The sequence below is a fragment of the Streptomyces sp. NPDC020489 genome (assembly GCF_044386545.1).
GTDB lineage: Bacteria > Actinomycetota > Actinomycetes > Streptomycetales > Streptomycetaceae > Streptomyces.
Map to the genome: position 1 here is coordinate 18,683 of NZ_JBIRUZ010000023.1, position 25,418 is coordinate 44,100.

Here is a 25,418-nt window from a genome sequence, read left to right on the forward strand (position 1 = left end):
GATGTGATCAGTGGTCATAGGCGATCAGGGATCGGATGACGGGCCGGCGGGTCTTGTGGTTGTGCCAGATCACTGCGGCCGTCACGAGGATGCGTTGGGCGACGCGGACGGCGACACCCTCGGAGGTCCGGCCACCATGCTGTTCCAGGTCGAGCTGACCCGTGAGGGTGTCGTTGACCGACTCGATCAGTTGCCGCACCGACTTCAGGAGGCTCTCGCCCTCCTTGGAGGCGAAGCCCTTGTCAGCATCGCGGACAGCACCTCCCGCTCGTCCCTCTTCGGGTTCGCCAGCGCCCACCGGACGGGCATCCCGGTAGGGGTGCAGAGCAGGAACAGGCGCAGGCCCCAGAAGAACCGGGAGCGCGAGGCGCAGTACCCGTATCCGGCCCAGTCGGCCATGTCCGACCGCTTCATCGTCGGACGCGAGCGGCCGCACTCCACCGGCGCGGAGTCGACGATGCGGTGGTTGTCGAACCAGAAGTCCGCATCGACGGCCAGTAACCGTATTGCCTTCTTGACCAGCGGCAACGCCGCCCGCAGCCGCCTTCACATCCAGTGCGGTCAGCAGGGCGTCCAGGTTGTTCGTCACATAACGATCTTGGACGCCCTGTCCGCGTTCCCGGACACACCATCAGCATTCGAATGCCTCGTCCAGGGCGCCCGCTGCGGCGAACGAAACGAATTCCGGCCGCAGCGGGCTGCCCCTTGTGCGGGGCGGCGTGTTCACCTGGCGAGTTCGGCCGGCTCATCGAGCCGTGTCAGCTTCTGCGGATTCCGCACGATGTAGATCCGGGTGACCTGCCCGTTCTCCACCACGAGGCTCACCGCGGTCGGCTCGCCGTTCATCTCGATCCGGCCCGCGGGAGCGCCGTTGAGCCACACGGGTGTCATCTCGAACGGGACCGCGACCTGGTTCGCGCGCGTAAGCAGCCTCGCCACCGGTTCCGCCCCGTGGATCGGCGCCAGCACGGCGGCCACGACCCCTCCGCCATCGGCGACCAGGACGACGTCCGGCGCCATGACCTCCAGCAGGTCCTGCAACTGCCCGGTGCGCAGGGCGAGAAGGAAGCGGTCGACGACGGTCCGTTGCTCGGCCCGGCTCACCCGCATGCGCGGCTGCCGGGCGGCCACGTGCTCGCGTGCCCGCCGCGCGACCTGCCGTACCGTCGCCGCGGACTTCCCGATGGCCTCGCCGATCTCGCCGTACGGCATCTCGAAGACCTCCCGCAGTACGAACACCGCCCGCTCTGTCGGCCCCAGCGTTTCGAGGACGGTCAGCATCGCGATTGAGACGCTCTCCGCGAGTTCGACGTCCTCGGCGACATCAGGGCTGGTCAGCAGGGGTTCCGGCAGCCACTCACCTACGTACTCCTCACGGCTGCGGGACAGCGTGCGCAGCCGGTTGAGCGCCTGCCGTGTGACGGTGCGGACGAGGTACGCCCGCGGTTCACGCACCTGCGACCTGTCGACGTCGGCCCACCGCAGCCAGGACTCCTGCAGTACGTCCTCCGCGTCGGCCGCCGAGCCGAGCATCTCGTAGGCGACCGTGAAGAGCAGGCTGCGGTGGGTGACGAAGGGATCCTCGGTCATATCGCCGACGACGCCACGCCGGAGTTCCCCGAACGCGCGGCCAGCGGAGTCCCGCACGTGTCGGAGAAGCCCTGTGAGGTGATTCCGTGCGCCGTGTTGTTCCTGGTCGACAGGTTGGCGAAGGCGATCGACGCGGTGAGCTCGACCATCGCGGCCGGTCCGAGCCGGTCGAGCAGGCCCGCGTACAGCTCGTCGGTGACGGTCGGCGGCGTGTTCGTCATGGCCTCGGCGTACTCCAGCACGTTCCGCTCCAGTGGCGTGAACACCTCCGACTCCCGCCAGCGCGGCACCTGGCTCGCCTTGGCCAAGTCCAGGTCCTTGTGCAGCGCCAGGAAGTAGTTGATGTCGAGGCACCAACTGCAGCCGACCTGCGCGGCAACCGCCATATGTGCGAACGTCTTGAGCCCCTCGTCGGCCATGTCCCACTCGCTCACCTGGCGCCCGAGCTCCGTGGAGTCCTGGGCGACCTTGAGGTTGTGCGCCGTCACTTCGAAGGGCTCGGGCACGGCACCGAACTGTTTGATCATGTTCTCGGTGAGGTCGGCGGGGAGTTCTGCCTTCGGGATGCGCAGTGTCACGGTGTGCTCCTTCTTCTCCATGTCCGTTGGCCTGTCGGCCTGTCGGACATGAAGACACCGCCGGGCCCGGGAATGTGACAACCACTGTGGCGCGAGGAGGCGTTCGGGTTTCCGGCAGTTCGTTGTCCCGTGGCGCGAGGGAGGTCACCGAGCCCACGGTGAAGCTCAGGTGGGCCTGGCCGGCCAGGCTGCGAAGTCGGTGTGACAGCTGATCGAGTCGGTCAACGACACCCTCAAGGGCCAGCTCGATCTGGAACAGCACGGTGGCCAGACCTTCGAAGGTGTCGCCGTTCGCGTCGCCCAACGCATCCTCGCGACGGCCGCCGGGATCTGGTCTGGCGCGGTGGTTCGGAGCCGTGACCCAGCCTGACGCGCAACGGGTGCGAGGTATCGACCACGGCTCGTGGCGGCGTAGCGGCCCGTCCTGATCTCAGTCGCCGTCGGGCACCATCGAGACCACGACCTTGCCGGCCTTGGTGCGGCCTTGCTCGACGTACGCCATCGCCTCGAGGGTCTGGTCGAACGGGAAGGTCCTGTCGACGACCGGGCGGAGCTTCCCGCTGTCGTAGAGGGCGCTGAGCTTGCGCAGCTGGGAGCCGTCGGCCTGCATGAAGAAGAACTGGTAACGCACGCCCAGCGCCTTGGCCTGCTTGCGGACCTTGCGGCTGAGCATGTTCATCACCAGGCCCATGAACGAGGGGGCGCCGAGCTGCTTGGCGAACCCGGCGTCCGGCGGGCCGACGACACCGATGGCCAGCCCGCCGGGCTTCAGCACCGTCAGGGACTTCTCGAGGTTCGCCCCGCCCAGGGAGTCCAGCACCAGGTCGTAGCCGGACAGCACCTTGGAGAAGTCTTCCTTGGTGTAGTCGACGACGACGTCGGCACCGAGGCTTCGGACCAGCTTCTCGGAATCGGTGCCCGCGGTCGTCGCCACCGTGGCACCGAGGTGTTTGGCGAGCTGGATGACCGTCGATCCGAGGCCCCCGGCACCGGCGTGGATGAGGACCTTCTGGCCCGGCTTCACGTGGGCGCGGTCGACGAGGATCTGCCAGGCGGCCAGGGCCACCAGCGGCACCGCGGCCGCCTCTTCGGAGGTGAGCGAGGCCGGCTTGGGCGCGATGTCGTCCTGGTCGATCGCGATGTACTCCGCGAAGCCTCCGATCCGCAGATCGCGCGGACGGGCGTAGACCTCGTCTCCGACCTTGAAGCCGCGCACTGCGGATCCGACCCGCGTCACTACGCCGGCCACGTCGTGGCCGAGCGTGAACGGAAGCTTGTACTTCAGGAGTTGCTTGAACTCCCCGTTGCGGACCATCTTGTCCAGCGGGTTGATGCTGGCGGCGCTCACTTTGACCAGGACGTCGCGGTTCCCGATGGTGGGCTCGGGTACCTGGGCGGCGCGGGCGCCGTCCTTGCCGTACTTCGCGACGACGAATGCCTTCATGCCGACCGCCTTTGTGCGAGGCCCCGCTTCGCGTGCGCGGCCGGGTTGATGTGCCACTTGTGACGCTACTCGCTGAGTATGGGAAAGTAAACTTAGGTGAGGTTAGTATCACCCCATGGATGTGTGGACCGAAGCTCTTCAGGACGCCGGCATGGACACCCGACTCGACCGGGACATGTCGAACTGCTCGATCGCCCGGACCCTCGAGGTCGTGGGGGAGAAGTGGACGATCCTGATCCTGCGCGAGGTCTGGTACGGCTCGTCCCGCTTCGGCGACTTCGAACGTGTCCTCGGCTGCCCCCGCAATCTTCTCGCTGCCCGGCTCCGGATGCTGGTCGAGGAGGGGATCCTGGCCACCGAGACCTACAAGGAGCCGGGTGCGCGGAGTCGGCCGAAGTACGTGATCACCCCCAAGGGCGTGGACCTGGTCCCGGCCGTGATGGGGCTCCTGCAGTGGGGCGACCGCTACCGCGCCGATCCGGAGGGGCCGGCCGTGCTGACGCGGCACCGTGGGTGCGGCGCGCACGTCAACGTCCACATCCGCTGCGAACAAGGCCACTCCGTGCGGGAGGAAGACATCGAGAGCGTGCCTGGGCCCGCCTTTCGCATGAAGGCCGCCCAGTGAGCTGAACGCGGTCGCGTCGGCGACCGGGCCTCAGCCTCTCGGGGTGTGCTCGCTCCGTCTGGCCCGGGCCTGGTGAAGGCGGACCTTGGTGCGGTTGCCGCAGCGCGCCATGGAGCACCAGCGGCGGTTGTGGGCAGGGGAACGGTCCAAGAAGCGCAGGGCGCAGGTGTCCGCGCCGCAGACGCGTACGCGCCGGATCTCGGCGGACAGAAGTAGATCGACGGCGTCCTGGGCTACGAGCGCCAAGGCGGCCGCGGGGTCGGTGGCCAGGTTCGCTGTACCGGCAGGCTCCAGGTGTCCGTCCGTGATGGCGATCTGCAAGGCGGGGCGCGGCGCCTGCGCTGCTGATCGGTTGAGCGCCATGATGTCGTCGGCTGTGGGCAGCCGGCCGTCTGCGACCGCCAGTACGGCCCGGTCGACCGTCTCGCGCAGTCGGCGGCCCGACGCCAGGGCGGCGGCAGTGGCGGGGTGCGGGGGGTCCGGTGCGAGCAGCTCGGCCTGTTGGAGCCAGAGAGCCAGGTCGCCTGAACGCTGGAGTGTCTCCGTCGGCGGAGTCTGCCAGCGGTTGCGCAGGGTGTTGACGAGGTCCAGGCAGACCCGTCCGCCGTCCCAGATCCACATGTCGTCCGTTGTCACGTCCCTATTCTGCCCGTTAGCGTAACCCTCTAAGACGGTTAGTTCGTGTCAGGAGGCAGATCCATGGGGCAGCCGACAGCGACGACCGGAGTAAGTCAGGTGGACGGGGTCCGTCTGCACTATCTCCGAGCAGGATCCGGCCCGCTGCTCGTGCTTCTCCACGGCTGGCCGCAGACCTCCGACTGCTGGCGGCCGGTGCTGGCGGATCTCGCCGCCGACCACACCGTCGTAGCACCTGACCTGCGCGGTTACGGCCTGAGCGACAAGCCCGTGACCGGCTACGACAAGCGACGGATGGCCGCCGACATCGCCGGCCTCGTCGAAGCGCTGGGCTTCGAGAAGGCCGCCGTCGTGGGGCACGACCGGGGAGCCAGGGTGGGCCACCGCTGGGCGCTGGACCGCCCGGAGCAGGTGGAACGGCTGGCCGTGCTCGACATCGTGCCCACCCGGGAGATGTTCCGCCGCCTGGACGCCTCGCTTGCCTCCGGGTACTGGCACTGGCTGTTTCAGATGCAGCCCGATCTGCCCGAGCGGCTGGTGGGGCATGACATGCGGGGGTATCTCGAGTACTTCTTCGAGCGGTGGACCTACAACCGCCACGGACTGACATCCGATGCAGTCGACGGGTACGTCCGCGCCTTCTCCCGCCCGGGTGCCATGCGCGCCAGCTTCGACGATTACCGGGCCATGGAGCAGGACGTCGCGCTGGACGACATCGACGCCGCCGCGGGGCGCCGCCTCGCCATGCCGGTGCTGGCCTTGTGGGGTGCCGCAGGGCTGCCGGCCCGCTTGCCGACGCTGGAGATCTGGCGCGACTACGCGGATGACGTCACGGGTGCCGAGATCCCGGAATGTGGTCACTTCATCCCGGAAGAGCAACCGGAGGCGCTGTTGGCGCACTTGCGCCCGTTCCTGGCCGGAGAGACGAACCGTTGACGCCGTCGCGGTGACGGACATTGCGTCCGTCCGCAAGGCGTGCCCCGGCCGCATGGGCAAGTCGTCGGAGGGGGCTTCGACCACGGTGCAATGGTCTCGCGCGCGGCGCATGAGCCGGAGGCGTGAAGCATGGGGCCGAGGGGCGGCCCCGCTGCAACAGGCTGGGCCATCCCCCGGCGTGGAGGTCAGATCGCTACCGGTGCGCCGGCCGGAGCGTCTTCCGTGGCAAGGCCGGCAGCTGGGCCGTCCGCCCGTGCCGCCGGGGCATCAGGAGAGCCAGGTGCCGCCGCCAGGCCGGTCGCACCGACCCAGAGCGCCGACACCAGCCTGTCCACGAACAGTGAGGGCGATGCGTAGATGCCCTGCCGGAGAACAGCGTCACCGGCAATGCGACGTCTCTGGCACCGCCGACCTCGCGGATCGTGCTGTCGGCACCGGAGGCTTTGCCCTGCCTGCGGCTCGACGGCCAGCGCCCGGAGCCCCGGGCCCCTCGTGGGTCCATCGTGTTCAGGGTCATGCCGACTGTGACAACGCGAGCACCACCGATGCGGTCGGACAGGCGCGGCCCATAACCTCAACTGTGCTGATCAGGACCCTGTAGGGACGGCGGTGTGGCCTGCCCGCAAGGAGCCTTTGTCGATCTTGCCGACCGCGTTCTTCGGGATGGCCTCCACCACGACGTATGAGGCCGGGCGCTTGAAGCCGGTCAGGCTGCGCGCGCAAAGCGCTTCGAGCGCCGCGAGGTCGACGTTCGAACCGGGCCGGGGCTGAACGTAGGCGACCACCACCTCGCCCCACTTCTCGTCGGGTACGCCGATCACCGCGGCCTCGAGGACCGAGGGGTCGCTCGTGAGCACGTCCTCGATCTCCTTGGGGTAGATGTTCTCCCCACCACGGATGATCATGTCTTTCGAGCGTCCGACCAGGGTCAGATAGCCCTCGGCGTCGAGGTGTCCCACGTCGCCCGTGTGCAACCAGCCGTCGACGACGACCCGGGCCGTGTCGTCCGGACGGCCGAGATAGCCGCGCATGACGTTGGGGCCCCTCAGGACGACCTCGCCGTCCGTGCCCGGCGCCGCCTCGTTACCGTCGGCGTCGAGGATCCGGATCTCCTGGCCGGGGAAGGGAAGCCCCACGGTTCCTGCGCGACGGGGTCCGGCGATGGGGTTGATGGTGGAGCCGCAGGTTCCTTCGGAGAGCCCGTACCCCTCGATGAGGGGAAACCCGTACCGGGCCTCGAACCGGGTCAGCAGCTCGGCGGAGGCAGGTGCGGCGCCGCAGACCGCGAACCTCACCGACGATGTGTCGGGTCGAACGTCGTCAGGGAGTGCGGTGAGCATGCTGTAGATCGTCGGGACGGCGCTGAAGAAGGTGGGGCGTTCCTGTTCGACGAGGTCGAAGAAGTGGTGGGGATCGAACCGGCGGCCCGCGATGACGACACTGGCGCCGGCAAGAAGCGGCGTCAGGATGCTTACCACGATGCCGTTCACGTGGAAGAGCGGCAGGATCAGCAGGCAGCGGTCGCTCGGCCCCAGGTCGAGAGCCTGGCGTCCCATCTCCACCATGGCGTCGACGTTGGCGTGGTCGAGCATCACGCCCTTGGGTACCCCGGTCGTGCCGCTGGTGTAGATGAGGAGGGCCAGCGCGGACGAGTCCGGACGCGGTGCCTGATCCCACTCCGGCGCCTGATGTTCGCGCAGTTCACCGACGGTGAGTGTGCTCAGGCCTGCCCTGGTATCCGAACCGTCCTCGACCACGAGCAGGCGCGCATCGGAGTCCTTGAGCTGCCGGGCCACTTCGACATCGGTCATGCTGGGGTTGACCGGCGTGATGGTGGCGCCGAGCCGCCAGGCGGCGAACAGCAGAAGGACGAACTCGACGCGGTTCGTCAGCTTGAGGGCGACGACGTCACCGGGACCTATTCCGAGATCGTGGAGCCGGCGCGCCGTCCGGAGGACGCCGCTCAGCAGTTGGGCGTTGGTGAGGGACTGCCGCCCGTCCGATACCGCGGCCCCCTGGGGGTCGAGCTCGGCGCGGCGGTCGGGCAGAGAAGCGAAATTCATGGCGAACGTACCTGTCTCGGTGTGATGCGATCCGGTCAAGTCGTCGACACGGCGGATGCCGGGTCCAGTTGGCGGGAGAGGAACTCGATCTGGTCGCGGACCAGCGCCTCGAACGTCTCGCCGGTATAGAAGTCGAAGTGACCGGCGTCGTATCTCTTGATCTCTCCCCGGGGCGCGGTCCGTGCGTACCGGAGGGTCTGGGCGGGAGGCGTGACCGAATCGGTGTTGCTGACGCAGAAGAGGATGGGCATGGCGACCTTCTTTGCCGCGCGCCCGGGCCGGTAACCGGCGATGGTCGGAATGACCCGTGCCGCCACTTCGTTGCGGAACGTTGTGCCGGCAGGCTGCAGTGCCTGGTATCCGGGGAGGGCGTCCGCAGCGTTCATGAGGGCCGGGGTACCAGGGGCGGCGGCGATGGGAACCATCGCGGGCGCCTTCCCACGCACTCGGGCTGCCAGATCCCGGGCAAGCACGGGGGTCATTCTGAGCGAGGCGACCGGGCCGAGCGCGAGCGCGGAGGCGAGACCGTCGGTGAACGGGCACTGGGCCACGGCCGCGCGCAGTTCCGGATGCCGAGAGGCCACGGTGATGGCGTGGCCGCCGCCGAAGGAGCTGCCCCACACCGCGACGCGTGCGCGATCGACATCATGGCGTGTCTTGACGTAGGCGAGGGCGGAGTCCCAGTCGGCCAGCTGGCGCTTGATCGACAGGAGCTGCCGAGGGTGGCCGCCACTGTCCCCGAAGTGTCGGTACGTGAAGGCGAGCGAGGCGATGCCGGCCTGTGCGAAACGCTCGGCGAAGGCGTCGAGGCGCATCTCGCGGGTGGCGCCCAGGCCGTGTCCGAGAACGACGACGGGCGGGGAGGTGACACCTGTGGGCAGGTAGAGCCAGCCGGCGCAGGTACTGTCGCCGGAGGGGAAGGTGACGTTGTGCCGGATGAAGGGCTGTGGTGCTGTCATGTCGCGTCACCGTCCATTCGTCGAGCGGGGTCCGGGCACGCTGCCCGAGGCGAGTGCCTGTGCGTAGATGTCAGGCCTGTAGAGCGGGAGTTCGCCGATCACGTCTGTCGCATTCAGGTAGCCGAGCATCAACTCCTGACCTTCCTGCGACATCACCCTGGTGAAGAACTCGGCGCGTTCGACGTGCAGACCGTCCTCCAGCGACATGGAGCCGCCGAAGTACACCGACCTCTTGGCAGCCGCGACCGATCCCTTCGATCGCTTGCCGAGGCGTTCCGCGAGTTCTATCGCCTGTGGGACCACCTTGTCCTGCGGAACGACCTGGTCGACCGCTCCATTGGCGAGAGCCTCCTCAGGTGTGAAGGGCTTGCCTTCGAGGATCGCTGCCAAGGACCGGTGGGTACCGATCAGGCGAGTCAACCGCTGGGTGCCGCCTCCGCCGGGAATGATGCCGAGGAGGATCTCTGGCTGGCCGATGAAGAAGTCTCCGTCGGCCATGACCCGCAGATCGCATGCCCAGGCGAACTCCGCGCCGAGGCCGAGAGCCGAACCGTTGAGGGCAGCGACGAAGAGGACACCGCTGCGGTTCATCCGGAGGAACGTCGTGTGCAGGCGCTCCAGTTGGAGGGCACCTCGCATCGGAGTCTTGCGCATCAAGGTGCCCAGGAGACGAGATCGGTCCACGTGCTTTGCCATGCGCACGACGGCGGCGGCTCCACGGCGGCCGACGGTAGGGCTGGCCGCACCCTCTTCTTGCAACCATCGGACCGCAGCATGGCTGACGAAGCGCTCGGGATGCGCCCCGGTGAAGACGACGGCACGAATGTTCGGATCGCGGTCGGCCCGGTCCACCAGTTTGTCCAGCTGGACGGAGATGTCGAGGCCGAATTCCTGGTGGGGGCCACCGTCGACACGGACGAGCAGGACGGCTCCCCGAGCCTCGATCTGGAGATGGCCCTTGTCTTTGTACGGCATGAGGTCTGCTCCCGTGCTGAGTTCATGGAGGGGTGGGAAAGTGCGGGGGGACAGTTGCGGCCGCGTGTGGCGGTGACGGGTCGGGACCGCCCCGGGGGTTGTGTCCGCGTAGGCGGCATGAGACTGGGCAGCGCGTGACGACGTGTCCAAAGACGCACGCCGTGGTCGTGACGACATGTCGCCCACAATGTGTAACATTGCCGTGAAGAGTTAGATAACCAAGTTATTTTTAATGTGTCAACGGTGGAGGCGGGCGAGACATGGCGGGGCGGGCGAGGGTCGAAGACGCGCGGGATCGACTTGTCCAGGCGGCCGTCGGTCTGCTGGCCGAGCAGGGGCCGTCGGCCATCAAGGCGCGCACGGTGGCTTCCGCGAGCGGACTGTCGACCATGGTGGTCTACAGCCACTTCGGCGGGATCCCCGAGTTGATGAGTGCCGTTGCCGACCATGGGTTCAAGGAACTCGGTAGAGCTTTTGCCCAGGTGCCGGTGACCGAGGATCCGATCGCGGAACTCTTCGCCATGGCCTTGACGTGTCGTCGAATGGCTCACGAGAACCCTCATCTGTACGACCTGATGTTCGGCCTGTCCACTCGCGCGACATACCGGCCGCTGTCCGACGCGGACCTTCGCCTGAGCGGGCACTCACCTGCATTTCGAGAAGCCCACGCCCATGTCGCCGCGGCGTGCGAACGTGTTGTGCGCTCCGGCAGAGGCCGGCGGCAGCGACCCGAGGTCGTAGCCGCTCAGTTGTGGAGCTTTGTGCACGGCTACATCACCCTTGAACTGGCCGATCACTTCGTCGAGTTCGACGACGCGGTGATGGAGGTGCTTCTGCCGATGGGCGTGAACTTCTCAGTCGGCCTGGGTGACAGGCGTGAACGTGCCGAGGCCTCGCACGAGGCCGGCGCGCGCTTGTACGACTCGATCGTCGAAGGCCGGTGAGAAGGGGGCGGCCGGGTGCCGCCCCTTGCGCTCCATGCTAGGGCGACCTGGTCTCCACGGTGGGGCTGTTGGTGCCCGGTGCGAGTTGGTCGTGCCTCCCCAATGCCTCGACCTCCCGTTCCAGGGACGGAACCGCACGGGCCGCGAAACGCCGAGCCCAGGGCCAGGTCAGCGGCGAGTTCAGTGCCCCCTTGGCCCAGTTGGCCACGGCGACGGCGCGCGGGACGTACACGCGGCTGCGTCGGCGCACGAGCCCGTCGACGATCGCGGAGGCGGCCCGGTCGGCGCTGGTGGTGACATTGCCCGGATAGGGCAGCCGCCGGCGCAGCCCCTGGAACGACGGGAGGTCTGCCTCGGCCCCCCGGACGAGGTCCGTGTCGATCCAGGAGGGGTGCACGAGGCCGACCGTGACCCCGAGGTGTGCCACCTCCTGGCGGTAGGTCAGGGCGAGCAACTCGGCCGCGGCCTTGCTCGCGCCGTACGAGGCCATCGCGGCCAGCGGCATGAAGGAGAGCGCGGACGCCACGACCAGTACATGGCCCCGGCTGAGCTCCAGATGGGGCGTCGCGTACTTGAGGGTGCGGAACACCCCGTTCACATTGACGTCCAGGACCCGCTCGAACGACACCTCGTCTGTCTGCCGCACCGTTCCGTACGCCACGACGCCGGCATTGGCGACGACAAGGTCGATGCCACCCATGACCTCCGCGGCCCCGTCGATCGCTGACCGGAGTGCGGCACCGTCACGCACATCGGCCTCACACCATGAGGCGGCGGGGCCCAGATCGTCGGCGAGGTCACGCAGCCGATCGGACTCCAGGCCGATCAGGGCCACACGAGCCCCTCGGGCGGCGGCCAGGCGGGCCACCTGCTCGCCGATCCCGCGTGCCGCTCCGGTGACAACCAGCCTTCTGCCCAGCAAGTCACGTTTCATGGCGGCAACATAACGTCGTTATTTAAGGAGCACAAGACATCGCGCGCAGGTTCCCTACGCGCAGTGCCTGCTGGGTCTCATGACTGGACGAACCTATGCTGGCTGTCATGAGGCGGACATCCTTTGCTCAGTGGCCCTGCTCGATCGCGCGGACCATGGACCTGCTCGGGGACTGGTGGACGCCCTTGGTGCTGCGCGAGGCGTTCTACGGCATCCGGCGGTTCGACGCGTTCCAGGAGTCGCTGGGGATCGCACGCAACACGCTCACGGACCGGCTGCGCCGGCTGGTGGAGGAGGGGCTGCTGGAGAAGCGGCCGTACCAGACGGAGCCGGTTCGCTACGACTACGTGCTCACCGAGAAGGGGCGTGACTTCTACGGCGTGCTGCTGGTGATGAATCGCTGGGGGGACCGCTGGCTGGCTGGTGAAGCCGGCCCGCCGGTCGCCATGCACCACGAGGTGTGCGGGGAGGAAACCCATGCCGAGGTGGTGTGCGCCGCCTGTGGTGAGCCGATGACCGCGGACAACACCCGCACTCGGATGGGCCCCGGTTATCCGCCGCATCTGGCCGAGCGGCCGGATGTGAAAGAGCGTTTCGCGGACTGACTCAATGCTTCTGCGGATCCGCGCTCACCCTTGACAAGTAAGTCTATCTAAGCAACTTTACTGGTCAAAAGCTCACGTGGGTGTCTTTTAGCGAGAGGGTGCGGGATCATGGAGTGGACGGGCGCGCACTATGCGGACAAGCCGACGGTCGAGGTCCACACCTGGATCGCCGCCCCACCGACAGAGGTGTGGGCGCTGGTGTCCGACATTGAGCTGATGCCGCGCCTGAGTCCCGAGCTGCAATCGGTCGAATGGCTGGATGGCGGAGGCGGCCCTGCCCTGGGGGCCCGATTCATCGGCCGGAGCAGGCATGAATCCCTGGGGGAGTGGGCCACAACGTCCCACATCGTCGAGTGTGAGCCGCCGAGGAGGTTCGCGTGGGCGGTGGAGGACCCGTTGAACCCGACAGCGATCTGGCGGTTCTTGTTGGAGCCGCAGGACGGCGGCACTCTGCTGCGGGAATGGATGCAGATGGGGCCCGCTCGCTCGGGTCTCTCCTTCGCCATCGACCGCATGCCGGAGAAGGAGCAGAAGATCGTCTTCGTGCGCATGCGGGAGTTCGAGGCCCACATGATCGCCACTGTCGAGGGGATCAAGAAGCTGGCTGAAGGCGCCGGGGCCGCTGGCGAGGCGACGCTCTGATGCGCACCTCCACCACGATCGAGGCCTCCGGCGCCGATTGGCAGGAGATCGTCGACTACGTGACCGAGGCGGAGAAACTCGGTCTGGACATCTGCTGGGTGGCGGAGGCGTGGGGCTCCGAGGCGCCCTCGCCGCTGGGCTACCTCGCCGCGAGGACCGAGCGCATGCTGCTCGGATCGGGCATCATCCAGCTCGGCACCCGCACGCCGATGGCCATCGCCCGCGCTGCGATCACGCTGTCCCGGATTTCCGACGGCCGCTTCCTGCTCGGACTGGGCCCCTCCGGGCCGCAGGTGATCGAAGGACTGCACGGAGTGCCCTTCGACCGTCCGTTGTCACGGATGCGAGAGACTGTCGAGATCGTGCGGCGGGCCGCGTCGGGGGAGAAAGTCGCCTACTCCGGGCGGGAGTTCCAGATCCCCCTGCCGGGCGGGGAAGCCAAGCCCATGCGGCTGTCGATGCGCGCCGAGTACGACATCCCGGTCTACCTGGCGACCCTTTCCCCGAAGATGCTGCACCTGACCGGTGAGATCGCGGACGGCTGGCTGGGCACCAGTTTCGTACCCGAGGGTGCCAAGGAGGCGTACTTCGACCACCTGGACCAGGGCCTGGCCGCCGCTGGTCGCAGTCGCTCGGACCTGGACATCTGCCAGGGTGCCGAGGTCGCCTTCGCTGAAGACGAGGACGCGCTGTGCGCCATGGTCGCCGGGCGCAAGAAGGAGCTTGCCTTCAGCCTGGGCGGCATGGGCTCGGCGACCACGAACTTCTACAACAACGCCTACAGCCGTCAGGGTTGGGCCGAGGTGGCGGCCGAGGTCCGGACACGTTGGCAGGCGGGGGACCGGGACGGCGCGGCCGGTCTGGTCGCCGACGAGATGGTGCTGGCGACCACGCTGATCGGAACCGAGGACATGGTGCGCGAACGGCTGCGCGTGTGGCGCGACACCGGTGTCGACACCGTTCGTTTCTATCCCGCCGGCGAGACCCTCGCCGCCCGACTCGCGACCTTGGGCCGGGCCATCGACCTGGTCCGCGACATCGAGGACGAGGCGGCACAGTAGCGACGGGTCATGCCGGCCGACGACGGCCGCTCAGCGTCGGCGCCGTCGACGGGGTCCCGGTCAGGTCAAACAGCGGGCGCTGATGTCGTCGGCGGCCAGGCCCGACATCAGCGGGGTGATCACACGGAACGTCCTGGCCAGGGCATCTTCCCTATCCGCGGCGGCGCGAATGTCTGGTTGCCCTCGCACAGGCCTGCCAAGAGCAGCCGGGCGACGGTGTCGACGGGCACATCGGTTTGCAGGTGGGCCACCGCGGTCGTGGCGGGCGTGCCCAGCGTGGTCCGGACCGCCTCGGGCCTCGCGTCTGCCAGAGCCCCGACCTGCTGAATGAACTCCGTGCACAGCTCGGCGAACATCGCCTTCCTGTCCGGGTAGTGGTGAGAGAAGGTGCTGCTCACCAGCGTCGCCCCGGTGACGGCCTCGACCGACATGCCCGCGAAGCCGTTGTCGACGAACAGTTCGCGCGCGGTCGCCTCCAGGTCCGCCCGGGTCTTCTCCGCGTACATCCGGCGTCGGGCATGGGTGGGTGGTCAGGGTTCAGCGGTTGGGGTCTAGACGAAGGCCGGAGGCGGCACGAAGCCGTCCACTTCCCGGCCGAGCAGCGCGGCGAACTCGATGGTGGTGAGATCGCCCCCGCTGGGGCCCATGGCCTGGAGACCGATGGGCAATCCGTTCCTGCTCCGGCGCACCGGGATGGTCGTCGCCGGCCCCCCTGAGACGTTGGCAACGGCGCTCCACTTGACCTGGTCCCAGTAAGGACGTCGTGCACCGTCGACTTCGAAGGGCCGTCCGAACCAGTCGACCAGCTTGTTGTGGTGGGCGGGGGCGGCCGTCGGGGTGACCGGCATGAGCACGATGTCGAAGTCCTGGAAGAATTCGAACCATCGCTGCCGGATTTCGTTGCGCACCATGTGGGCTTGCAGCCAGCGGTAGTGGGACTGGAAGGTTCCGCGCAGGGCGGGGCTGGCGTCGCCACGGGGGTGCTGGATCATCCGGGCCAGTGTCGCGGCGCTGGAGGCGGGAGTGAGGCCGGTGCGGTCGCCCGCGCCGAAGAGCAGGGGTTGGAAGGCCTTCCCGTGATTCGTCGCGATGTCGACAGGGAGGCCGGCGGGCTGGACGGTGATCTTCGCGCCGGCCGCTCGCAGCACAGTGACTGCGTCGTCCATGGCGGCCGTGATGTCGCTGTCGACCGGGCACGCGGGATCCTCACCCCAGACGGCGACCCGGAAGTCGGCCAGCTTGGTCGCGCGCGGCGGTGCGAGTGTGTAGCTGAAACCGCCGTCGTAGTCGGCGGGCCCGACCGTTGCCCGCAGGATAGGGACGAGGTCACGGGCGTCGCGGACCTGCGCGCCGCCACAGCCCATGTCGGCCTCGGTCCATCGTCCCGGACCCGGGCCGTAGGGCACATGCCCGATGAGGGGTATCGACCGCCAGGTCGACTTGTGCCCGTACAGGCCGTTGAAGTGGGACGGGATCCTGGTCGATCCGCCGATTTCCGAGCTGAAGTCGAACGATGTGAGGCCTGCGGCGGTGGCGACCGCACCGCCCCCGGCGGATCCGCCCGAGGTGCGGGTCGTGTCCCACGGGTTCGATGAAGGACCGAACACCGGGTTGTCGGCCTGGACGTCCTGGTTGCCCGGAGGCATGTTGCTCTTCCCCATGATCACGGCACCGGCCGAGCGCAGCCGTTTGACCGCCTCGGCGTCCTGGTCGGGCACGTGGTCCTTGAGGTCCGTACGCCCGCAGACGGTGCGCATCCCGGCTGTCTCGAAGCTGTCCTTGACCGTGATCGGCACCCCATGCAGCTGACCGAGGTCCCGCCCCGCCGCCCGGGCGGCGTCGGCTTCCCCGGCCTCACGACGGGCCCGCTCGGCGTCGAGGGTCACCACCGCGTTCAGTGCGGTGTTGTGGAGGGTGATCCGCTCGAGATAGAGCTCGACGAGTTCCCGGCTCGAGATCTCACCCGCGGCCAGCGCGCGTGACTGCTCCACTGTGGATCGGAAGGGGACGTCACTCACGGCATGCCTCATCTCTGACTCCGACATCGCCAATAAGATGCGGGTCATAATATTACATTCGACAGACAATAGGCGTGGGGTGGGGCGCAAGGCAATGGCCTTGCGGAATGAGCGGAGGAGTCTGTGGCGCGGTAGGTCGGTTGGCGCTCCAGGGGGCGGTGTCGGCTGCGCCGGGACCAGTGCGGCGTTGGATGTGCTTCCGTCGCCTTGCTCAGGCAGTCGGCCGCTGCCCGGGCGCGTCGACCGGGCCGGCAGCGACGGCGCGCGGGCCGGTCCGGACAGGATCGTCGGTCATCTGGCCCCCGAGGATCCCCCGCCCGCATGCGCCAAGGCCCTCGGGCTCTTCGCGATGATGGCGGGTCGCTGCAACTGTCCCGCGTCGCCTTCGGCTCGAAGCTCACCGACGAGCTCCTTGAGAAGGCCCTCACGTTCCTGTGCTGAGCGGTGCGGGATCAGGCCGGATCGACGAATATGTCGAGTGCGAGATCACCCTCGACGCCGGCAGGGCTGTAGGCGGACAGGTCGGTGACGCCCTCGTCCGAGAGAACCTCGTCGTCGATGAACAGGTTGGCGGTGCACTTCCGTGCGTCACGCGTGACGATGGCATACGCGGCGTCAGCCATGATCCGCGGACTACGGGCTTGTCCGGCGCCGCCGACCACATTGCGCACGGCGGCTGTGTCGATCAGGGTCCGCGGCCACAGCGAGTTGGCGGCGATGCCGTCGGCCGCGAGCTCCTCGGCGAGCCCGATGGTGCACAGACTCATGCCGTACTTCGACAGCGTGTAACCGAGATGCTTCCCCACCCAGTACGGCGCGAGGTTCAACGGCGGAGAGAGCGTGAGGATGTGCGGGTTGCTCGCCTTGCGCAGGTGCGGGATCGCTGCCTTGCTCAGCAGGAACGTGCCACGCGTGTTGATGTCCTGCATCAGGTCGTACCGCTTCATCTCCAGCTGCTCCGACGGCGACAGGTCGATCGCGCTGGCGTTGTTCACCACGATGTCGATGCCGCCGAAGGCGCTGACCGCCGCGTTGACCGCGGTGCGCACATCGTCCTCGTTGCGGACGTCACCGACGACGGCCAGTCCCTTGCCGCCCGCGCGCTCAATCTCGTCAACGGCGGTGTGGACAGTGCCTTCGAGCTTCGGATGCGGCACGGCGGTCTTGGCGAGCATCACCACATTCGCACCGTCGCGAGCCGCGCGCAGAGCGATGGCGAGTCCGATGCCGCGGCTGCCTCCCGACATCAGGATGGTCTTGTCGGCCAGCGTCTGTGTCATGGTCGAACCTCCAAAATAGGTTGTCGAGCTAATGATACGCGATGCTAATGATATCTTCCCCGTATGACTTCCACTCCCACGCGCCAGATCGACCGGCTCTACCACGAGCTGCTCGCCCCCAAAGAGACACAGGCCGTTCGCGCTTCCGTGCGCCGGATCGCAGAGCACGAAGTGGCTCCGCACGCCGTGGCGATCGCGGGGGGTGACGAGCGCACGGACGGCTTCCCCCGGCATGTGTTCGACCGGCTCGCGTCGGCGGGGGCCTTCCGGATCCCCTTCCCCAGCGAGGTCGGCGGCGACGGTCTGACCCACCCGGCGACGGCCACCGCGGCGGCCATCGAGGAACTGGCCTACTACTCCAGCAGCGTCGCGGCCGTCTTCGATGTCCACTGCATCCTGGCCGGCAACGCGCTGCGCCAGGGCACCGAGGAGCAGCAGCAGCGATGGCTGCGCAAGGTCGCGGAAGGGTCGGTGGTCGGCGCGTTCGCGACCACCGAGCCGAACGCCTCAAGTGACCTGTCCCCGCAGGCGGTTCAGACCGAGGCGATACGCACCGAGGCCGGCTGGCTGCTGAACGGTCACAAGCGGTGGATCTCCAACTCGCCCGTCGCCGGGTTCGTGGTGGTTCTCGCCCGCACTGGCAGCCGGCTGAGCATGTTCATCGTCGACACGGCACTTCCCGGAGTGGAAGTCGGCCTTCCCGACCGCAAGATGGGCAACCGCGGCCAACTCACCGCGGACATCCGATTCACGGATGTGCACCTGACCGACGACGACCTCCTCGGTGGCGTCGAGGGACACGGGCTGCGCCACGCGCTGTCCACCCTGACCTACGGCCGGATCGGCATCGCGGCTGCCGGGGTCGGCATGGCGCAGGCCGCCTTCGACCACACCGTGGCCCACCTGTCGACGCGACACGCCTTCGGCAAGCCGGTGGCCGCCAACCAGCACTGGCAGTTCCTGCTCGCCGAACGGGCCACCGAGATCGAGAACGCCCGCACCCTCTGCACCAAGGCGGCCCTGCGCCTGGACGCGGGTAATCCGTCCCCGGAGCCCGAGGCTGCGATGGCGAAGTACTACGCCACCAAGCTGTCGGTGGACATGGCGCGCGACGCCGTCCAGGCTTTCGGAGGCCTCGGCTTCGCGCGCGAACTGGGTGCCGATGGCAGCCCTGGCCCTGTCGAGGCGATCTACCGGGACAGCAAGATCGGCGAGATCTACGAGGGCACCAACGAGATCCAGAAGTGGGTCATTGCTCGGCAGATCTTCGGTCGGGACATCGTCGGCTGATCGCCCAGGAGGTGCCGGTGCAGTAAGCCGACGGACCGTGGGGCATCCCGTCGGCCTGCCGCGGTCCTGCCCCGTCGGGCTTTCTCGTACGATGGACCAGGACCATACGTATGACTAACCATGGGCGGGATGAACGATGTCCGAGGCTCCGCTGGTACCGGGGACAGTGGCCGAACACACCATCTGCCTGCTGGTCAAGCTCGGGCAGGTGGCTTTCAGGATCGCCGAGGACGGCATCGGCGGAACCGGCCTGCGGGTGCGCCATTACAGCGTCCTGCAGGCTCTGGCGGACAACGGCGCCATGCCGCAACTGGCACTTGGTTCATTCCTGCGCATCGACCCTGCGACGATGGTGACGAGTCTCGACGACTTGGAGCGCGCCGGATACGCGGAGCGGACGCGAGATCCGCAGGATCGTCGCCGCTACGCCGTGGACATCACCGCCGAAGGCCGCAAGGTTCTTGCCGAGCTCAACCGCACACTCGTCGCTCTCGACGGTGAAGTCCTCGCAGACTTGGGCGCCACGGAACGACACTTGCTGCACGCCCTGCTGGGCAGCCTCGCGGAAAGTCCCACTCTGACCTCGCTGTTCGACTCCGTCCGGGAGCAGAATGGAGCGAGACGGGCCTAGGTCGTGTCTGACAAATGATCTTGGCTGGGTTCGCGGAGCCAGAGGATGAGTGCTGCGAGATGGAGTCCGGCCCGGTAGCGGGCGGCGAGTTTGTCGAAGCGGGTCGCGATGGCGCGGAACTGCTTGAGCCGGTTGAAGCAGCGTTCGACGACGTTGCGGGCCTTGTAGAGAGCGCGGTCGAAGGCCGGTGGTCTGCCGCCGGTCCGGCCGCGTCGTATCCGGTTGGCCTTCTGGTCCGCTCTTTCCGGGATCACCGCGCGGATGCCGCGGCGCCGCAGCGTCTGGCGGATCGCCTGTGCCGAATACGCTTTGTCGGCGATGACCGCGTCGGGTTTGCGGCGCGGCCGACCGACGCCGGTCCGGGGCACTCGCACCGCGTCCAGGACCGCGTCGAAGGCGGTGGAGTCGTTGACGTTGCCGGGCGTGACGAGGACGGCCAGGGGCAGGCCCCGGCCGTCACAGGCGAGGTGAACCTTGGTGGTCAGCCCGCCGCGGGACCGGCCGAGCGCCTGACCAGCCGCCGCGCGTGCCGGATCTTCCAGTTCGTCCCTCGGCGCCGCCCCTTTTTGCGGGTGCCGGCGGCGTGCTGATGGGCACGGTTGATCGTGGAGTCGACCGACACGGTCCACTCCACCGCCCGGACCGAGTCGTCGCGGACCTGGACCTCCTCCAGCAGGCGGGCCCAGGTCCCGTCCGCCTCCCACCGGGCGAACCGCTCATAGACCGTCTGCCACGGCCCGAAGCGTTCCGGCAGGTCACGCCACGGAGCACCCGTCCGCAACCGCCACAACACCCCGTTGATCACCTGCCGGTGATCCCGCCACGGACGACCCCGCCCATCAACACCCGGCAACAACGGCGCTATCCGCTCCCACGCCACATCCGTCAGCTCTCCACGACCCACCACAAGATCAATTATCGGACAAGACCTAGGGTCAAGGCATAGAGCCCACCGCTTCCTGCGCCGTCGCGTAGGCGTCTGCTGGGGTGATCCGCCAGGCCGGGGCTGAGGAGGGCTGCCTCATCGTCCGTCACCCCAGCCGCATGAGCAACGACGACACGGTTAGCCCCCGGTCACTGAGAATCAATGCGTACCAGGAATCCGAGACGACGCAGGTCAGCCTGGCGTACAGCTCGACGGGGTTGCCGCCCGGACTCAGCTTCTGTCCGATTGGGGTTCCTCAGCGGACGCCGTTCATGTTGCTGCTACCAGTGTCGTTCTCCGAACCTCGCTGGCAGCCGGATGCTCGGGCAAGAGCGGCTCGATCGCCGCATACACGGCGTCTACAACCTCGCGTTCGAGTGCGCGCATGATGATGGGGACCTCCCCGGTCGTCGGCTATGGATCGCACTCGGTATGAAAACCGAGCTAACCCGCCGACCGGCGGATGGTCACCTATCCGCGCGAGTCCTTAGTTCGCTGCTGGCGTCGTTGACGACTTCCCGGGGGTGAGTCCGTGCGCTGGCTGCCCAGTTGACGAGCCCGCGGCAAGATCCGCGTCATCGGAGCCCCCGTCATAGGGAAGGGATCGCAGGCTGCAGATCGCGTTCGCGCCAACACGCGGCGAGACTCCGGAACTCAGGAGTCGCCGCTCACCGACCGATGCTGACGTGGCCGATGGGCCTGCGTTCCGAAGCGACCCACGGTCGCGACCTGATCAGTCGACGGGTTACTGGTCGAAGAACGTCTTCAGTACACGGGCCATGAGTTCGGGGGCGACGACGTGTCCCTGCCCGTCGAGCGTGTGTCGTTCGGTCTGGGGGGTGGCAGCGGCTATCGCTTTCGCGGCGCGGTCGAAGAAGTCGGTCGGGAGGCCCGCCATCTGGGGCTCGGTGATCGGACCCTCGGTGGTCACCAGGACCGACTGAGTGATGCGGGCAAGTCGGTTCGTGGGGATCTTGTAGTCATTGAGGACCATGGCGTCCTTGACGAGCGTGTGGGCGAGCGCGACGGACAAGGCCCAGTACGGGTGCTGTTTGCCAGCCGCGATGTCCGCGTCGGGTCCGCCGGTAAGCCTCATGAACAGTTCCAGCATCTCCTCGTCCCGCCCGGCTTTGTATGCCTCGTGGGTGTCCGCGAGGTACTGGTTGAACCTCGGCCACAGGTCGTCCCCGATCACGTACGGCACATCCCACACCGCGATCTTGTCGATCGCCGAACCTGCCGCTGCTGCCTCCAGCGCGAGGGCGCCGCCAGATGAGGCGCCGTACAAGTGAGCTGAGCCGCCGGCTGTCGCAATCAGCGCGTCGAGGTCTTCCACCTCCCGCGCCACGGCGTACGGCGGTGTATTACCGCTGTCGCCCCGGCCGCGTCGTGCGTAGTTGTAGACCGTGAAATGGTTGGCAAGGAGCCGGGCCAGCGGCGCGTTCTCAGCGCCGTCGTCTAGGGTGCCGCCGACGAGGATCACCGCCGGGCCAGTGCCTTTCCGGTCGTAGGCGATCCTCGTACCGTCGGCGGACGTCACACGAAGTGTCATCTCGTTCACTGCTTGTCTCCATATCTCGATGCGTGGTCGTCACCGTCGGAGCATGTTGACCCGCGCCGTGTGTAGCCGATGACGGTGCCGTCGGCTCAGGTCACGATTCATACTCCTAATTTAGGAGCATTCACTCCTGTTGTCTAGTACACTCGGGTGCATGAGCAAGAAGCGGGTGTTCGACGACCCCTGCGGCATCGCGCGAGCGCTCAACGCGGTCGGCGAGCGGTGGGCGTTGCTCGTCGTGCGGGAGCTGGTCTTCGGCCCGAAGCGCTACTCCGACCTGCACCGCGGGCTGCCGCAGATGAGCCAGAACGTCCTCGCGCAGCGGTTGCGCGAGCTCGAAGCCGACGGCCTGGTGCGGCGAAGGCGCCTGGGACCGCCTGCGCCCGCCGCCGTGTATGAACTCACCGAGCGCGGGCAGGAACTGGAGCCCGTGCTCCGCGCGCTCGCCCACTGGGGCAGCCGCGCACCGCTGCCCGAGGATGGCGCGGCGGAACTGAGCGTCGACGCGCTGCTGTTCGCCCTGCGCGCGACCTTCGATCCGGCACTGGCGGGTGAGCTGTCGCTGCGCTGCCAGCTGGACGTCGCGGGCGACCGGTTCCGCGCCACCGTTGCGGGCGGACGCCTCGAGCTGGACCGCGGTGAGCACGCCGAACCCGATGCGTGGCTGACCGTGCCGGAGGCGGCGACATTGCGCGATCTGGTGTTCGCCGGTGCGGCGCTGCACGACGCCGTCGAGCGGGCAGACACCGAAGTGGCGGGCGATACCGAGCGGCTCGCCGCGCTGCTGCGCTGCTTTCCCGCAGCCGTGCGGTATCCGGCGCCACAGGACCCCGGGCCGCCGGATCCCGTATCACCTGACCCCGGATCACCTGACCCCGGATCACCGAACGCCGAACTCCCGGATCCCGCCGTCAGCGCAGCAAGTCGTCGGGGGTGAGCGGCAGTCCGCGGACCCCGGACACCGGTGGCGAGATCACGCCGGCCGACAGTGAGCAGGTGCTGTTCGCCTGCGAAGTAGTCGCCGACGGTGCGGGTGCGGCCCCGCAGCCGCCGTGCCTCGACCACCCGGGCCCGAAGCCGGGACGCAGCTACGCCGAACTGGTCGGCGGACCGCTGGACGGACTGCTGCTCGACATCACCGGCTGGAGGCCGGAGGAGATCGACGACGGCGTCTCCCTCCTCACGGACCGCTGGGACCGCCGCGGCGGAACTCTCGCCGGTCGCCCGGGCGTGTAGGGCCGTACATGAACCCGATCAACGAGGCACACGTGAGTGAGCCGGGCCTGGTCGTCGTCGACGACGCCATCGCGCTCGCCTTCCAGCAGATGCTCGCCGACCGGTGGGCGACGGCCACAGCGGAGGACACGACCCGAGACCCGGGCGAGCCGGGCGTACGGCTGCGCTGCTACCTGGACCTGCGCCAGGAGCTCACCACGGTCCGGTTCTGAGATCGCCGGGGTCGCAGTAGTCAGCGCCTTCACCCTCGGTGTCGGAGGCGGCGTCAAGGCCCTCGCCAAGAGGAGCGCCGTCGCCGGCTGAGCCGGTTTGTTAGCCCTATATCCGAGGAGCGCGTACCCGGCGTCCACCCCTGTGGCAGTACGTCCTGCTCGACGGAACCCTGGCGGAGTGCGACCGGGTCGGCGACAGCCGGGCCGACTACTCGGCCAAGCACCGCCTGCACGGAGTGAACCTGGCAGCTGGTCACCGACCCGGCCGGCGCACTGCTGTGGATCTCGCCCGCACTGCCGGGCCGCACGCACGACCTGACCGCCGCCCGCACCCACCGCATCATCCGAATCTGCGAACGCCAAGGAGTCCCGGTCCTGGCCGACTGTGCCTACATCGGCGCAGGACCATGGGTGACCACACCACGGCGACGCCCGCCCAAAGGCGAACTGTCCCCCACGCAGCGGACCGTCAACCGAGCGCTGTCCCAGGCCCGCGCAGCGGTCGAGCGCGGCCCGGCACGACTCAAACGATGGCGGATCTTCCGCAAGGCGCGTTGCAGCCCGAATCGAATGACGTCAATCGCGGCAGCCGTTCTCACTCTGGAGCGGCAACGCTGAAAGAGCTCAGTGATCGCGGAAGCGAGTACACATCGGCCCAATTCCGCGACCGCATCCGCGAGTTGGGGCTGCGGCAGAGCTGTGGACGCACCGGATCATGCTTCGACAACGCCGCCGCGGAAAGTTTCTGGGCCCTACTCAAAGAGGAAATCGGCACGAGAATCTCGCCCGACCCGGCCGCCGCCCGCGCCGAGGTCTTCAACTTCGTCGAGACCTTCTACAACCGCCGCCGCCTGCGCAAGCACAAGACCTTCGGCTACCTCACTCCAGCCGAGACCAGGCAGCGGCATCAGCACACCCTCGCGGCATAACCATCGAGTGTCCGAGATCACGGGCAAACTTCACCAGGACCACGACCAGGCTCATTGCCTTGTTCAGGATGACGGCCGAGAGGGCGGCGAACCCGAACAGGCTGATCAGCAGGGGCAGGCGGAACTCCGCGCCGCCCAGCCCGATCATCCCACCCAGAACGCCGATGGCCGCTCCTGCCCCGAACACCACAGGTAGAGCCTCCTCGTCACCCGCGCGAGAGACGAGCGCGACTCGGTGAAGTCCAGCAGCCCGCGGGTGCAACCCCCAGTCGTTGTCGCACCAGCCGAAGATCTTCACCAGGTCGGTGCTCAGCGGGGCGCCGGGTCTCACGATGGCGCGCGAGACGATCGGCGCGTCCGAACTCCGCAGGAACCCTTTGAGCGGGCCGTCGGCGGCCCTCGGCGTACAGCCGCTCGCCCGCATCTTCCGTTCGAGCCCGCCATCAACCCGGCGCCTCCCGTCCGCCCCCACGGCTCTGGCGTTGCGGCCCAGACCGTGCTCGGCCTTCAGCCAGGCCACGAGTTCCATGTGCCGCGTCCGGGACGAGGCTGCGGGGCCCGGTGCATGGCGGCAGCTCGGTGGCACCGAGCCCCGCTCACCCGTGCCGACGAGGCACGTCCCTCACGGCCGGTCTGATCCGCCGGGCAGGCCCTGCGGTCCGGGTGCCCCCGCGCGCAACCCGTCCATGACGATGTCCAGCAGGCGTGTCGCCCTCGACTGCCAGTCATCGTGCGGGGCGAGCTGCCACAGGCCGGCGATGGCCAGCATGAAGTCGTCGGCGGTGACGCCGGGACGAATTGTGCCGGCCTCCTCGCAGGCACGGAGCAGCAGGTCGGCCGCGTCGGTCACCGGCGTGTGGCCCGGCTTCGTGGCCTTCCCGGACGAGGTGGCCTGGCGGATCGCCTCCGCCAGGCCGGCCTTGGTGATCGCGAACCCGGCGAGGTGGTCCATCCACGCCCGCAGCGCGCGGTCGGGCTCCCTGGTCTCCAGCAGCTCGGACGCGGTGTCGGCGATCTGCTGGACTCCGTGGCGGTAGAGCTCGAGAACGAGCGTCTCGCGGTTGGGGAAGTTCCGGTAGAACGTGCCCTGGCCGACACCCGCCTTCTTGGCGATCGCGCTCAGCGGGGTGTCGGCGGCCCGGGAGAATTCGGCGAGGGCCACTTCCAGGATGCGTTCGCGGTTGCGTTGCGCGTCCGAGCGTAGGCGCGGGTCGTCCTGCCGCACTCGTCCTCCTCGCCGGTTCGTGTCCGAAAGCGGTCCTTGAGAACCGGACAGTTGTCCACTACGTTCGGGCCGTAGGCGGACAGTTGTCCGCTTGAGCTCACTCTAGCGTCGGACTGACGCCC

The 25,418-nt window shown here is 68.1% G+C and carries 27 protein-coding genes and 2 pseudogenes; 13 read left to right on the top strand and 16 right to left on the bottom strand.

Annotation, left to right across the window (positions count from 1 at the left end; all coding sequences use genetic code 11):
• Window positions 1-7 precede the first annotated feature (7 nt).
• The 4 genes and pseudogenes from ACH41F_RS39545 to ACH41F_RS39560 form a co-directional block, all read right to left on the bottom strand.
• Window positions 8-546, bottom strand: a pseudogene (locus ACH41F_RS39545) (IS982 family transposase); the annotation flags it as partial.
• 177 nt (window positions 547-723) lie between these two features.
• A complete protein-coding gene (locus ACH41F_RS39550; RefSeq protein WP_391243212.1) occupies window positions 724-1,590 on the bottom strand; it encodes an RNA polymerase sigma-70 factor in 867 nt (288 codons plus the stop codon).
• Window positions 1,587-2,168, bottom strand: coding sequence for a carboxymuconolactone decarboxylase family protein (locus tag ACH41F_RS39555; protein WP_391243209.1), 582 nt, complete (start codon window positions 2,166-2,168; stop codon window positions 1,587-1,589). Before ACH41F_RS39555 ends, ACH41F_RS39550 begins: the two co-directional genes overlap by 4 nt.
• A gap of 430 nt (window positions 2,169-2,598) precedes the next feature.
• Window positions 2,599-3,612, bottom strand: a complete 1,014-nt coding sequence (locus tag ACH41F_RS39560; protein ID WP_398839680.1) for an NADP-dependent oxidoreductase — start codon at window positions 3,610-3,612, stop codon at window positions 2,599-2,601.
• A 115-nt stretch (window positions 3,613-3,727) separates the two neighbouring features.
• Here ACH41F_RS39560 and ACH41F_RS39565 point away from each other — a divergent pair, with 115 nt between their 5' ends.
• Window positions 3,728-4,237 carry a winged helix-turn-helix transcriptional regulator gene (locus ACH41F_RS39565; RefSeq protein ID WP_391243203.1) on the top strand — a complete coding sequence of 170 codons (510 nt, stop codon included), beginning with the start codon at window positions 3,728-3,730 and terminating at the stop codon, window positions 4,235-4,237.
• Window positions 4,238-4,267: 30 nt separating this feature from the next.
• On the opposite strand, the gene ACH41F_RS39570 is transcribed toward ACH41F_RS39565, so the two are convergent.
• Window positions 4,268-4,873, bottom strand: a complete 606-nt coding sequence (locus ACH41F_RS39570) for an ABATE domain-containing protein (RefSeq protein ID WP_391243200.1) — start codon at window positions 4,871-4,873, stop codon at window positions 4,268-4,270.
• Window positions 4,874-4,936: 63 nt separating this feature from the next.
• Between ACH41F_RS39570 and ACH41F_RS39575 the strand changes: the two genes are divergently transcribed.
• A complete protein-coding gene (locus tag ACH41F_RS39575) occupies window positions 4,937-5,809 on the top strand; it encodes an alpha/beta fold hydrolase (RefSeq protein ID WP_391243197.1) in 873 nt (290 codons plus the stop codon).
• 587 nt (window positions 5,810-6,396) lie between these two features.
• Here ACH41F_RS39575 and ACH41F_RS39580 read toward each other — a convergent pair.
• From ACH41F_RS39580 to ACH41F_RS39590, 3 genes are read right to left on the bottom strand one after another with little or no spacing between them, the layout of a single operon-like run.
• Window positions 6,397-7,872 carry a class I adenylate-forming enzyme family protein gene (locus tag ACH41F_RS39580; protein ID WP_398839681.1) on the bottom strand — a complete coding sequence of 492 codons (1,476 nt, stop codon included), beginning with the start codon at window positions 7,870-7,872 and terminating at the stop codon, window positions 6,397-6,399.
• 35 nt (window positions 7,873-7,907) lie between these two features.
• Window positions 7,908-8,831 (bottom strand): alpha/beta hydrolase, encoded by a 924-nt coding sequence (locus ACH41F_RS39585; RefSeq protein ID WP_398839682.1) that lies wholly within the window; start codon window positions 8,829-8,831, stop codon window positions 7,908-7,910.
• Window positions 8,832-8,837: 6 nt separating this feature from the next.
• Window positions 8,838-9,806 (bottom strand): enoyl-CoA hydratase/isomerase family protein, encoded by a 969-nt coding sequence (locus ACH41F_RS39590; protein ID WP_398839683.1) that lies wholly within the window; start codon window positions 9,804-9,806, stop codon window positions 8,838-8,840.
• A gap of 260 nt (window positions 9,807-10,066) precedes the next feature.
• Here ACH41F_RS39590 and ACH41F_RS39595 point away from each other — a divergent pair, with 260 nt between their 5' ends.
• Window positions 10,067-10,750: a WHG domain-containing protein gene (locus ACH41F_RS39595; RefSeq protein ID WP_391243187.1), complete on the top strand. Its 684-nt coding sequence runs from the start codon at window positions 10,067-10,069 to the stop codon at window positions 10,748-10,750.
• Between the two features lie 37 nt (window positions 10,751-10,787).
• Here ACH41F_RS39595 and ACH41F_RS39600 read toward each other — a convergent pair whose 3' ends face one another.
• Window positions 10,788-11,684, bottom strand: a complete 897-nt coding sequence (locus tag ACH41F_RS39600; RefSeq protein ID WP_391243184.1) for a short-chain dehydrogenase/reductase — start codon at window positions 11,682-11,684, stop codon at window positions 10,788-10,790.
• 107 nt (window positions 11,685-11,791) lie between these two features.
• Here ACH41F_RS39600 and ACH41F_RS39605 point away from each other — a divergent pair, with 107 nt between their 5' ends.
• From ACH41F_RS39605 to ACH41F_RS39615, 3 genes are all read left to right on the top strand, one after another.
• Window positions 11,792-12,289 (top strand): winged helix-turn-helix transcriptional regulator, encoded by a 498-nt coding sequence (locus ACH41F_RS39605; protein ID WP_398839684.1) that lies wholly within the window; start codon window positions 11,792-11,794, stop codon window positions 12,287-12,289.
• Between the two features lie 108 nt (window positions 12,290-12,397).
• On the top strand, window positions 12,398-12,931 hold the full coding sequence (locus tag ACH41F_RS39610; protein ID WP_391243178.1) for an SRPBCC family protein: 534 nt from the start codon (window positions 12,398-12,400) through the stop codon (window positions 12,929-12,931).
• On the top strand, window positions 12,931-13,992 hold the full coding sequence (locus tag ACH41F_RS39615; protein WP_398839685.1) for an LLM class flavin-dependent oxidoreductase: 1,062 nt from the start codon (window positions 12,931-12,933) through the stop codon (window positions 13,990-13,992). The genes ACH41F_RS39610 and ACH41F_RS39615 overlap by 1 nt, the downstream gene beginning before the upstream one ends.
• 119 nt (window positions 13,993-14,111) lie before the next feature.
• Here the strand turns inward: ACH41F_RS39615 and ACH41F_RS39620 are convergent, their stop codons facing one another.
• The 3 genes from ACH41F_RS39620 to ACH41F_RS39630 form a co-directional block, all read right to left on the bottom strand.
• Entirely contained in the window at window positions 14,112-14,498 is a 387-nt protein-coding gene (locus ACH41F_RS39620) for a TetR/AcrR family transcriptional regulator (protein ID WP_398839686.1), read from the bottom strand.
• Between the two features lie 45 nt (window positions 14,499-14,543).
• Entirely contained in the window at window positions 14,544-16,010 is a 1,467-nt protein-coding gene (locus ACH41F_RS39625; protein ID WP_398839687.1) for an amidase, read from the bottom strand.
• 452 nt (window positions 16,011-16,462) lie between these two features.
• The gene (locus ACH41F_RS39630) at window positions 16,463-17,290 is read right to left on the bottom strand and encodes an SDR family oxidoreductase (RefSeq protein WP_398839688.1); all 828 of its coding nucleotides are present in this window, start codon (window positions 17,288-17,290) and stop codon (window positions 16,463-16,465) included.
• Window positions 17,291-17,353: 63 nt separating this feature from the next.
• On the opposite strand from ACH41F_RS39630, the gene ACH41F_RS39635 reads away from it, so the two are divergent.
• Both ACH41F_RS39635 and ACH41F_RS39640 read left to right on the top strand, forming a co-directional pair.
• The gene (locus tag ACH41F_RS39635) at window positions 17,354-18,580 is read left to right on the top strand and encodes an acyl-CoA dehydrogenase family protein (RefSeq protein WP_391243163.1); all 1,227 of its coding nucleotides are present in this window, start codon (window positions 17,354-17,356) and stop codon (window positions 18,578-18,580) included.
• 136 nt (window positions 18,581-18,716) lie between these two features.
• Window positions 18,717-19,211: a MarR family transcriptional regulator gene (locus tag ACH41F_RS39640; RefSeq protein ID WP_391243160.1), complete on the top strand. Its 495-nt coding sequence runs from the start codon at window positions 18,717-18,719 to the stop codon at window positions 19,209-19,211.
• Here ACH41F_RS39640 and ACH41F_RS39645 read toward each other — a convergent pair.
• Together ACH41F_RS39645 and ACH41F_RS39650 are read right to left on the bottom strand one after the other, a co-directional pair.
• A protein-coding gene (locus ACH41F_RS39645; protein ID WP_398839706.1) for an IS5 family transposase occupies window positions 19,208-20,115 on the bottom strand; the annotation gives its coding sequence in 2 pieces (ribosomal slippage) (window positions 19,208-19,770 and window positions 19,770-20,115; 909 coding nt in all). The genes ACH41F_RS39640 and ACH41F_RS39645 overlap by 4 nt on opposite strands.
• 766 nt (window positions 20,116-20,881) lie before the next feature.
• Window positions 20,882-21,688 (bottom strand): alpha/beta fold hydrolase, encoded by an 807-nt coding sequence (locus ACH41F_RS39650; RefSeq protein ID WP_059193854.1) that lies wholly within the window; start codon window positions 21,686-21,688, stop codon window positions 20,882-20,884.
• A 160-nt stretch (window positions 21,689-21,848) separates the two neighbouring features.
• Between ACH41F_RS39650 and ACH41F_RS39655 the strand changes: the two genes are divergently transcribed.
• The 5 genes and pseudogenes from ACH41F_RS39655 to ACH41F_RS39675 all read left to right on the top strand — a co-directional run bounded on the left by ACH41F_RS39655 (window position 21,849) and on the right by ACH41F_RS39675 (window position 24,071).
• A complete protein-coding gene (locus ACH41F_RS39655; protein WP_391243157.1) occupies window positions 21,849-22,631 on the top strand; it encodes a winged helix-turn-helix transcriptional regulator in 783 nt (260 codons plus the stop codon).
• The gene (locus ACH41F_RS39660) at window positions 22,628-22,930 is read left to right on the top strand and encodes a hypothetical protein (protein ID WP_391243154.1); all 303 of its coding nucleotides are present in this window, start codon (window positions 22,628-22,630) and stop codon (window positions 22,928-22,930) included. Before ACH41F_RS39655 ends, ACH41F_RS39660 begins: the two co-directional genes overlap by 4 nt.
• Window positions 22,931-22,962: 32 nt before the next feature.
• Window positions 22,963-23,142: a DUF6207 family protein gene (locus tag ACH41F_RS39665; protein WP_398839689.1), complete on the top strand. Its 180-nt coding sequence runs from the start codon at window positions 22,963-22,965 to the stop codon at window positions 23,140-23,142.
• Window positions 23,143-23,291: 149 nt separating this feature from the next.
• A pseudogene (locus tag ACH41F_RS39670) lies at window positions 23,292-23,760 on the top strand (transposase family protein); the annotation flags it as partial.
• A complete protein-coding gene (locus ACH41F_RS39675; protein WP_391243148.1) occupies window positions 23,673-24,071 on the top strand; it encodes an integrase core domain-containing protein in 399 nt (132 codons plus the stop codon). The pseudogene ACH41F_RS39670 and the gene ACH41F_RS39675, both read left to right, overlap by 88 nt.
• On the opposite strand, the gene ACH41F_RS39680 is transcribed toward ACH41F_RS39675, so the two are convergent.
• Both ACH41F_RS39680 and ACH41F_RS39685 read right to left on the bottom strand, forming a co-directional pair.
• On the bottom strand, window positions 24,022-24,600 hold the full coding sequence (locus ACH41F_RS39680) for a hypothetical protein (RefSeq protein ID WP_398839690.1): 579 nt from the start codon (window positions 24,598-24,600) through the stop codon (window positions 24,022-24,024). The genes ACH41F_RS39675 and ACH41F_RS39680 overlap by 50 nt on opposite strands.
• A 93-nt stretch (window positions 24,601-24,693) precedes the next feature.
• On the bottom strand, window positions 24,694-25,296 hold the full coding sequence (locus ACH41F_RS39685; protein ID WP_398839691.1) for a TetR/AcrR family transcriptional regulator: 603 nt from the start codon (window positions 25,294-25,296) through the stop codon (window positions 24,694-24,696).
• Window positions 25,297-25,418: the final 122 nt, after the last annotated feature.